Here is an 8,982-nt window from a genome sequence, read left to right on the forward strand (position 1 = left end):
CATGGCGCAGAAGACACAGCTGCAGCAGTTCTACATACCTGAAGAGCAGTCGATCTACCTGCTCAGCCATGACGATGCCAAGAAGCTCAAGGACTGGGTGGCGCTCTGTGCCACCCAGCTCCGCCAACTGGGTTACCGGGACATCGAACTGATCGGCAAGGGCGCCTACGGCTTTGTGTTTGCAGGTCGCCTGCCAAGCCAGGACGGCACCGGCCCCGAACACGTCTTCAAGTTCACCCGTATCAACCTGCCACAACACCTGCAGGACCGCCTCGAGGACGAAGCCTTCATTCTCGAGCAGGTCCGCCACCCGCGGGTGCCGCGACTGATCGCCTACCAGCGGGCACGCAATCAGCCTATCCTGGTCATGGAACGGGCAGCTGGCATTAATCTGGAAGAAGTGTCACTGCGTGAAGGCCGCCTGAAACCGCGGCTGATCATACGAATCGCCGACCAGCTTGCGGACATCCTGCGCAACCTGCGTCGCGAGAACGGCCCCGCCGGACGCCCCATTGTGCACGGCGACATCAAACCGTCGAACCTGGTGTTCGACGCCAACACCGAAAACATCGCCCTGATCGACTGGGGCTCGTCGGTGTTTGCGCAGCTCGATGCCAACCAGCAGTTCATCACCAGCAATGTCATGGAGCTGATGTCCGACAACCTGCAACAGACCAACGCGCGGCTGGGGGATGTCTACTTCATCGGCGACGAACAGCTGAACGGCGGCCTGTCGTCCCCCCGCTTCGACGAACAGGGCGCCGCCGGAACCCTCTATGCGCTGGCCTCCGGCCAGTCGTGCCGGTTCGGACACCAGGCGATTCCCGCCAGCTCCCTTGGACTGCCCATGGAATTCGCCCGCATGCTCGACGGCATGCTGGCCCCGGATCCGGAAACCCGTCGACGGGCCGGTGACTACTACCTGAAAGAAATGCCGAGAATGGCGCGCACCGTGATGATCGACCTGCCGGAACCGCCCGTGGCCCCGCTGGTGCCAGTGTGGACACGACCATCAGATCATGAAATCGACACCGTGGTGTACAGTTCCCGCAAGTCCTTCCTGCGACAGGAAGGCGCCCCCGAAACCCTCAACGACGTTAACGATGTGCAGCTGGACCGTTACTACAAAAACTTCATGCAGGGCATGGGTGAGACCGAAAAGGCGTTTCTGGCCGCCGTCAGCCGGCTGGGGCGATACCCTGTTGAAGGTGGTCTTGCCGTACGCTGGGAGAGCGACGGTGTCTACATCGACACCTCACTGAACCTGCACGACCCGAGCCTCAAGGCGGCCTTCGTCAGGGCCGTCAACAACATGGTGTACCTGGCCCAGGCCATCTACCGTCAGGGCATCTTCAAAAGCTGCCTGTTCAATGCGCGAAACACCCTGCACATCGATCGCGACGAACCGGATCAGCCCTTCGTGATCGAGCCGGGCATGCAATTGAAATACGAGGTCAGCGCGGCGCCGGAAGTGGAAGACGAATCCCGGGTGCATTCCTACTTCGAGGATGGCCCCGACCCGGAGGAATTCCTGGTACTGCCCCAGACCATCATCAATGCGCTGGAGTCCCTCAACGACATTCACCACACCGGCATGATCATCTTCGAAGCGCTTCCCCGCCACCTCAAGATCCACAGCCACTACCGGCTGCTGGATCCGGACCGTGAAGGCGAGTTCAGTCAGCTTCTGAGCGAGATTCTGTCAGCGGTGGACCAGATCACCGGCCTCGGCGTCTCCGGCTTCATGAAAATGCCCTACAAGGACACCCGTTTCTTCCCTCACATCGAACGGCTGCCCGAACGTTACTACCCCAGAAATCCCAGGGCCGAAGCAGACTCAGCGTGAATCCACGCCATCGCAGCAAAGATACCAGGAGGGCTGGACAGAACACCTCTTCACACGTAAGATTGCGCACTCGAAATTAACGCACCAAGCGATTGATTTCTTCCGCCCGTAGCTCAGCTGGATAGAGCGTTGCCCTCCGGAGGCAAGGGTCACTGAAAAAATCCGGAACCGAAGGCAACGGTCAAACACGCCAACTTTGTTGAAGACCGCCCGTAGCTCAGCTGGATAGAGCGCCGCCCTCCGGAGGCGGAGGTCAGAGGTTCGAATCCTCTCGGGCGGGCCATTTCAATGCAAATTCAGCAAGTTACACACCTGAAATTTCTGAACACTCCTTTACCTCGCAAATTACTTCTGAATAAACTTCCAACTAGGCAGTGACTTTTGCCCCGCTTGTGAAATTTTACTATTTGGCACATAAATCTGAGCCTGTGTCCAAATTGTGTCCATGGTGTGTCCACGGCTTTCGGGACGTTTTTCTCAGTCTGAAATAACTGACCTTTGCACAGAAACCGAAAGCTCCTAACTTGGACACAGAAAACGACCAGAAAAAGTCCCTCTGGTAGACCCCCTATAGAGCTGCCATAGCCCTCGATGTAAATGCTTGTCCTACGCCTTTGGTAAACCGGCGAGAACTTCTCTGGAGATGCTCAATCCGACGCCAGATCTTGGATGTCCCCTCAACGAAATCTTCGGGCTCTGGCACGCGGATAGTTCCATCACGCCATTACTCTTCTTGTTTTTTAACCTCATTTGAGGTATAAAAACAGGAAGACTAGAGTTCCGCCCCGGAGGCAACCTCATGCACAACCTTTTACACACTGAAGAGAATGCTGTAGATCGACTGTCCCAACTTGGGATTCAGTTACCTGTCCTTAGAGAATCCGTCTGGCAGGGATACCTGGCAAGATCTCGCACTACGGCCAATCATCCGAGTATCTCTCGCGGGATCATCATGTGGGCAGAAACCGTTGCCGTATTACGGGAACAGCTAAGGCCTGAGGGGTGGAGGAAATCAGATAAAGGCAACTATGAGCTCACGGTGAACGACGAAAACGCTTTGGCTATCGTTGTCACCACCGGAGATGATGCAACCGGTATGGTCGGGCCGACGCCTTCAAATAAGTGTCCAAAGGGAATTAATACTGCTGAAGCGATTGAAGCCAACAATCAGTTGGATATGTTCAGTGAGTTGTTGCAAGCGATAGAGGAAAACCAAGGGCTCACGACTTGGGTACTTTTGATGCATTTGGCTGCCAACGAAGTACGCTGTGAACTTTCCCTTCCATCTAGCATTTCCAATGGAAAAATCAATGGTTGGAAGGAACGGATTGTTCTGCCGAGTATGCCGTTAGATGACGATTCGGTCCAAATCGATCTTCCTGACTTGCCCGATATAGAAGTACCAATTAAGAAAAAGGCATAGCATGTTCAACAATACTCGTTTTGCCCTCGCAAGAAAGCGCAGAGGCCTTACAAAGCGGGCATTGGCTAAGGAAGTTAATGTGACAGATCGGTCAATCACTGCTTATGAGAGTGGCCAGACCGTGCCTGAAAACCACACAGTCGACAAGATCGCGAATGCGCTCAGGTTTCCGGTCGAATTTTTCTTTGCTGATGATGTAGAAGAGCTCCCCGTCGAGGTGGCAAGCTTTCGTGCGCTTACCAAAATGACGGCCTCTAAAAGGGATATTGCTTTATCGGCGGGTGCTGTGGCACTTCTCTTGAACCGCTGGATTGAAGGCAAGTTTGATTTGCCTTCACCTGATTTTCCTGAGGATTACAGAATTGCGTCAAATGTAGATTCAAAAATTGATGCCGGCCAAAGATCGTCTGAGGATGACCAATATCCAGGTCTCGGGCAGAAAAATGATCCTGAATCCGCAGCCGAAATGCTGCGTCGATACTGGGATCTAGGCGAGCTTCCAATTAAAAGCATGATCGCTTTACTTGAATCCAAGGGCGTTCGTGTATTTTCTCTATCCGTTGATGCTAGAGAAGTCGATGCCTTCTCCATGTGGTATGGCGATATTCCTTTTGTCTTTCTCAACACAAAGAAAACAGCGGAACGATGCCGGTTTGATGCCGCACACGAATTGGGCCATTTGGTAATGCACCGACACGGCGCACCGCAAGGTCAAGAAGCAGAGAAGGAAGCTAACTCTTTTGCATCAGCGTTTCTAATGCCCAGGAGAAGTGTGTTGGCAAATGCCCCAAGAACAGCGACGCTAAAGAGCCTTATCTCCCATAAAAAATACTGGAACGTCTCTGCCGCAGCCCTTAACTACCGGCTTCACTCACTGAATTTAACATCGGACTGGACCTATCGAACACTGTGTATTGACTTGGCTAAATTAGGCCGGGATCACGAGCCCGAGCCATCACCATTCGAAACATCGCAGGTGCTCAAGAAGGTTTTTGCCAGCCTGCGCGAGGATGGAATCTCGAAAATTGACGTTGCCAGAGAACTATTGATTGAACCGGAAGAACTGGATGAGCTTACATTTGGCCTGATGTTGAATGCCTTGAGTGGTAATTCGCCAACCAATTTTTCTGACAGATCCAAGCCTAGTTTGAGGCTAGTTAAATAGCTAATTTCACTATGCTACTTGGGAGGTAGTTTGGCTGTCGCCCAACAATCTCAAACCTTTAGGCTACGATATGATTTTTTCCTCTCAGGCCAGAGCTGACCTGCCTCCAATCACTCGGCCGCTTTATGCCCAAAAAAAAACCGACCAAGAGGTCGGTTTTTTTACTTTACGTTGTATCATTAGTGCTCAGCACAAGCTAAACAGCATATGCCTCCTACTAGTCGCGGTGGTGGGCTGATACGACCTTGGCACCGCCATGTAAGGAATACTATGTGAACGACTCCCTACTGTCAACATCTTACCACTCAATCCAAGAGAGCTTTCAGGGCATCCTCAGGATCGCCCTCCAACCCATACTGTTTCGAGACCTCCCCTATTATTTCTAGAAGTCGAGTCATTCGGTCCTCCAGGCCTTTCTTTGCATCTCTGAGATCCTCTTTTGTCGTCAAGAGGGCGCCACGCTCATGCTTTAGCTGGCTATGAGACTGTTTTAAAGCTTCGAAGTCAGCCACTACGTCGCTCCCATAGTGCCTTGCGAGCCGGAGCTTCATCTCAGCCTTATCATCGGAACAAAGCTTAAAGGCGAAACAAGTAACAGGAAACGAATTGCCTTTAAGCATTGGGGGATAAACCCGATATGAAGATACTGTCTGAATCATGCGAGGAAGAGTTCGACACGTTCTCTCGGTGTATTTAGCGTGCAATTTTGCAAAGGATTCTTTTGATATTTCCATACTTTCTGGGTCACCAGAATTCGGAGAGGTGGTCAAAGGCATGACTTGAATTCGGTCACCGTTCACCGATAGAACAATACATGGCCGTTTTTTGTACAATTCGCTAGGAAGGTGAGAGGCTGAGCATAAAACGCTTTGACCCAGCTGTCCTTGTGAATCGATCGCAGATACTTTGTGCCCAAAATCAACTTCAACTATGTTAAAGCGAGTAACTATTTTATTAGGAGATGAGCTACCCTTTGACGCCATCAATCCTATTGAATCCGTGTGCTTTACCTCTGCAAGACTAATATCGATTTCAGACTCAGCGAATTGAATACCTTCAACTTTCCACGATATGTTACCGTCGCCACTAAAGCTCTTAATAATGAACGTCTCAGCGGCATTCTCATCATGATATGGAATCAGCACCTCATTGAAATCTGTATATTTTACCTCGCCTAGAGCACAGTCATCTTGTTTCCAGAAACGGACCTTCATAATTTAGAACTTCACCCCAGAGATTTGTTTGTCAATCAGCAGACGCGACACAGAGCGATTTTACATGCCAGATAATGAGAAACTAGAAGCCAGCGTAGCAATACGGCTACATTTCACCCGGCCCCACAGATTTTGGACGACTAATCAAGTTTCTAACCTCAGCTTCTTGGTCCCCACTCCCAAAGACGCATAGCATATACGACGCTAGCCTAACCTGTTTTTTAGAAACGAGAGCATAAATTATGATCAACCGGCAATGTAAAGCTTGAGCCAACAATCTAGATTTCTAGCCGCTAACTGACCTCGCTCTTTAACCTATTAAGTTTCGCAAGCTTTGCTGCATTGATGACTTGAACGCGCCATCGCTGGCAACCAAGCGATAAAGCTCCAGGTCCTGCCTTCGACGCTCCAGCATTACTTCCTCAAAAATTTTCTCAAATGCCAGTGCCCGGTTATCCGCATCCTGGTTGTTACGGTACTTGGTTTCGAAATCAGGATGATCCTGAATATTCTTCATAATGCTCAGAAACTTTACCCGTTGCTCTTCGGGCGTAGCCTCCCATCCTTGAAACCAGCGCTCATTGAAGTTCTGAATAATCTGATCCAGAGGGTCTTTTTCATCTTCGCCCCCATGGGTGCCACGCGGATTGGGGTTTGTAGGGTCCAGCTCCGAGCCCGTCTCATCCAGACCAATACCGTGATTCAGTTTTACGCGCTCAAGTCCGTAAGAGGAGAGATCGACGGATTCCAACAAGGCATCTATCTGGTCAGCATCCTTGTCTTTGATCTTGAGTTTGGGAATCAGGAACTTCAGGAACCAAAACAACTTCTCCCAAGCCACCACCTCGTACGGCATAATCGACGCCATCTGACCGTAAATCTTAACAAACTGCTTAGCCTTGATCTTGAAGTCGGCCTTCCCCTCATCCTCTAGATCCAGTTCGTTATTGAACCTATCAGCAGACGTATCAATGATCGGGCTCAACTTTTGGGCGTCAGCATTGTCAAAATACAGTGCAACGAATTCCTCCACATCAGGCCAATCAAAGACCCCCACTTCCTCCAGATTATCCTTCAGTTCGTGAAGAACATTCACATCCGTTGCCTGCGAAAGGCTGGTGGCGGTGTAAAAGGGATCAAACGCAGCCTTGATATCATCCACCGAATTAAAGAAATCCAGAATGAAAAGGTCCTCGGTCTTCTTGCCTAATTTGGGCGCGGAGCGATTCAGTCGTGAAAGCGCCTGCACAGCCAACACTCCTTGTAGCTTTTTATCCACATACATAGTGGAGAGCTTTGGCTGATCAAAACCTGTCAGGTATTTGTTGGCCACTACCAACAGGCGGTAGTTATCCTTGTCGAAGTATTCCCGCGTTTCAGATTCCGCAAACCCGTTCATATCCGCTTCGGTGTACTCAATACCATCGACCTCCTTGGTGCCGGAGAAGGCGATCAGCACTTTGATCGGGGCTCCCCTTGAAGCTAGGACGCAGGAAATGGCTTGGTAATAACGAATAGCCGCCTCAATATTCTGAGTAATCACCATACCCTTGGCTTTGCCCTTCAGGCGCTTAGTGTTGATCACCTGTGGAATGAAGTGATCAAGCATGATCTCCGCTTTCGCTGCAATAGTCTGTGGGTGCCGCTCCACGTAGGCTCTAAGCTTCTTCTGTGCCTTCGCCGTATCAAATAACGGGTTGTCCTCAATAGACTTCTGGATCTCGTAATAGCTGCGGTACGTGGTGTAATTCGCGAGCACATCCAGGATAAAACCTTCCTCAATGGCCTGCTTCATTGAGTAGAGATGAAAAGGATGAAAACTGCCATCTGATTGAGGCTGGCCAAACTTTTCCAAAGTACTGTTCTTGGGAGTCGCGGTGAATGCAAAGTAGGAGGCATTGCCCCGCATTTTCCTCAGCTGCATGGCTTCCAAGATTTTGTCTTGGGGATCTTGATCTGGCTCTTCAGCCGCTGCTCGGCCCATGACCTGATTCATCTTTCCGTGTGCAGCACCATCCTGGGACCCATGTGCCTCATCAATAACCACGGCAAAGCGTTTGTCGCTCATGTCTTCGATGCCATCAATAATGAACGGAAATTTCTGGATGGTAGTTATGATGATCTTTTTACCTTGCTCCAGGGACCGTTTCAGATCGGCCGACTTGAATGCCGGAGCAATGATGTTCTTAACCTCCGAGAAGTCCCGAATATTTTCCCGTAGCTGCTTGTCCAGCAATCGACGATCGGTCACCACGATGACCGAATCAAACAACGGTACCTCAATACCTTTGGCGCCAGGAACATTGGCCGCTATTGGATAGGTTTCTATTAGCTGATAAGCCGCCCAGGTAATGGAGTTGGACTTACCAGAACCTGCAGAATGCTGGATCAGGTAGCTCTGGCCTACCCCATGCTCTCCGGTGTGGGCTATGAGCTTACGAACCACATCAAGCTGGTGATATCGAGGGAAAAACAGCGTTCGCTTATTCAATGCCAGTTTGCTGGTGCCATCCAATCGTACGAAATGCTGAATGATATTGGCAATGCTATTGCGGCTGAACACCTCTTCCCACAGATAAGCTGTTTTATGGCCATCAGGGTTGGGCGGATTGCCTGCCCCATAGTTATGGCCCTTATTGAACGGCAGAAAGAAGGTACTTTGGCCGGCCAATTTGGTTGTCATATAGACTTCGTCGGTGTCTAAGGTCATATGGACCAGACACCGACCAAATTGAAGCAACGTCTGGCTGGTATCCCTATCCTGCCGGTATTGCTTCTGGCCATGGTATCGAGCGGTCTGTCCGGTCCAGGGGTTTTTCAATTCCAGGGTGGCGAAAGGCAAGCCATTCAGGAAGAGCACCATATCAATCTCTTCCAGAGTATTGGTCATGGAGTACCGAACTTGCCTAGTGCTGCTAAAGATATTTTCTTCGAAATTCTGCTTAACTCGGTCGGAGCTGCTCGCCAATGGCGCGGGATACATCAGGTGAACGTGGACGTCCTCAATATCCAGACCTCGCTTCAGCAGATGCAGCGTGCCGTACTTTTTTGCCAGCTTATCGAATCGGTCCAAAATTCGGGTTTGCCAGTTGTCATAACGATCCTTCAGGCGCGTGATCTCCTCCTCCTGCGTGTTTTCGAGAAACTGCAACAGAAAGCGAGTGTCTACCGCATAGCGCGCATTGAAGTCTCCGGCCTGACCTAGCCGGTAGCCATGGTGCTGACTGAATGGTACGACTTCACGAACGCCCCGCTGTTCTTCCAGGCAAGTGCCGGTGAGATACTTTTCGATGCTGGCTTCCAGCGCACGTTCGTTCGTTTGGCTGACCATTAC

The 8,982-nt window shown here is 50.8% G+C and carries 5 protein-coding genes and 1 tRNA gene; 4 read left to right on the forward strand and 2 right to left on the reverse strand.

The window, feature by feature from the left end; all coding sequences use genetic code 11:
• The first annotated feature begins 1 nt into the window (after window position 1).
• The 4 genes from Q0Y21_RS17620 (at window position 2) to Q0Y21_RS17635 (ending at window position 4,434) form a co-directional block, all read left to right on the forward strand.
• On the forward strand, window positions 2-1,846 hold the full coding sequence (locus Q0Y21_RS17620) for a protein kinase (RefSeq protein ID WP_297798240.1): 1,845 nt from the start codon (window positions 2-4) through the stop codon (window positions 1,844-1,846).
• A gap of 206 nt (window positions 1,847-2,052) precedes the next feature.
• Window positions 2,053-2,129: transfer RNA gene (locus Q0Y21_RS17625), tRNA-Arg, on the forward strand.
• A gap of 516 nt (window positions 2,130-2,645) precedes the next feature.
• The gene (locus Q0Y21_RS17630) at window positions 2,646-3,269 is read left to right on the forward strand and encodes a hypothetical protein (RefSeq protein ID WP_297798242.1); all 624 of its coding nucleotides are present in this window, start codon (window positions 2,646-2,648) and stop codon (window positions 3,267-3,269) included.
• Window position 3,270: 1 nt separating this feature from the next.
• On the forward strand, window positions 3,271-4,434 hold the full coding sequence (locus Q0Y21_RS17635; protein ID WP_297798244.1) for an XRE family transcriptional regulator: 1,164 nt from the start codon (window positions 3,271-3,273) through the stop codon (window positions 4,432-4,434).
• 305 nt (window positions 4,435-4,739) lie between these two features.
• On the opposite strand, the gene Q0Y21_RS17640 is transcribed toward Q0Y21_RS17635, so the two are convergent.
• Window positions 4,740-5,648 (reverse strand): type II toxin-antitoxin system PemK/MazF family toxin, encoded by a 909-nt coding sequence (locus tag Q0Y21_RS17640; RefSeq protein WP_297798246.1) that lies wholly within the window; start codon window positions 5,646-5,648, stop codon window positions 4,740-4,742.
• 310 nt (window positions 5,649-5,958) lie between these two features.
• The gene (locus Q0Y21_RS17645) at window positions 5,959-8,979 is read right to left on the reverse strand and encodes a type I restriction endonuclease subunit R (protein ID WP_297798249.1); all 3,021 of its coding nucleotides are present in this window, start codon (window positions 8,977-8,979) and stop codon (window positions 5,959-5,961) included.
• Between the last annotated feature and the right edge of the window lie 3 nt (window positions 8,980-8,982).

Origin of the sequence: uncultured Marinobacter sp. (assembly GCF_947259545.1) — a bacterium.
Classification (GTDB): Bacteria; Pseudomonadota; Gammaproteobacteria; order Pseudomonadales; family Oleiphilaceae; genus Marinobacter.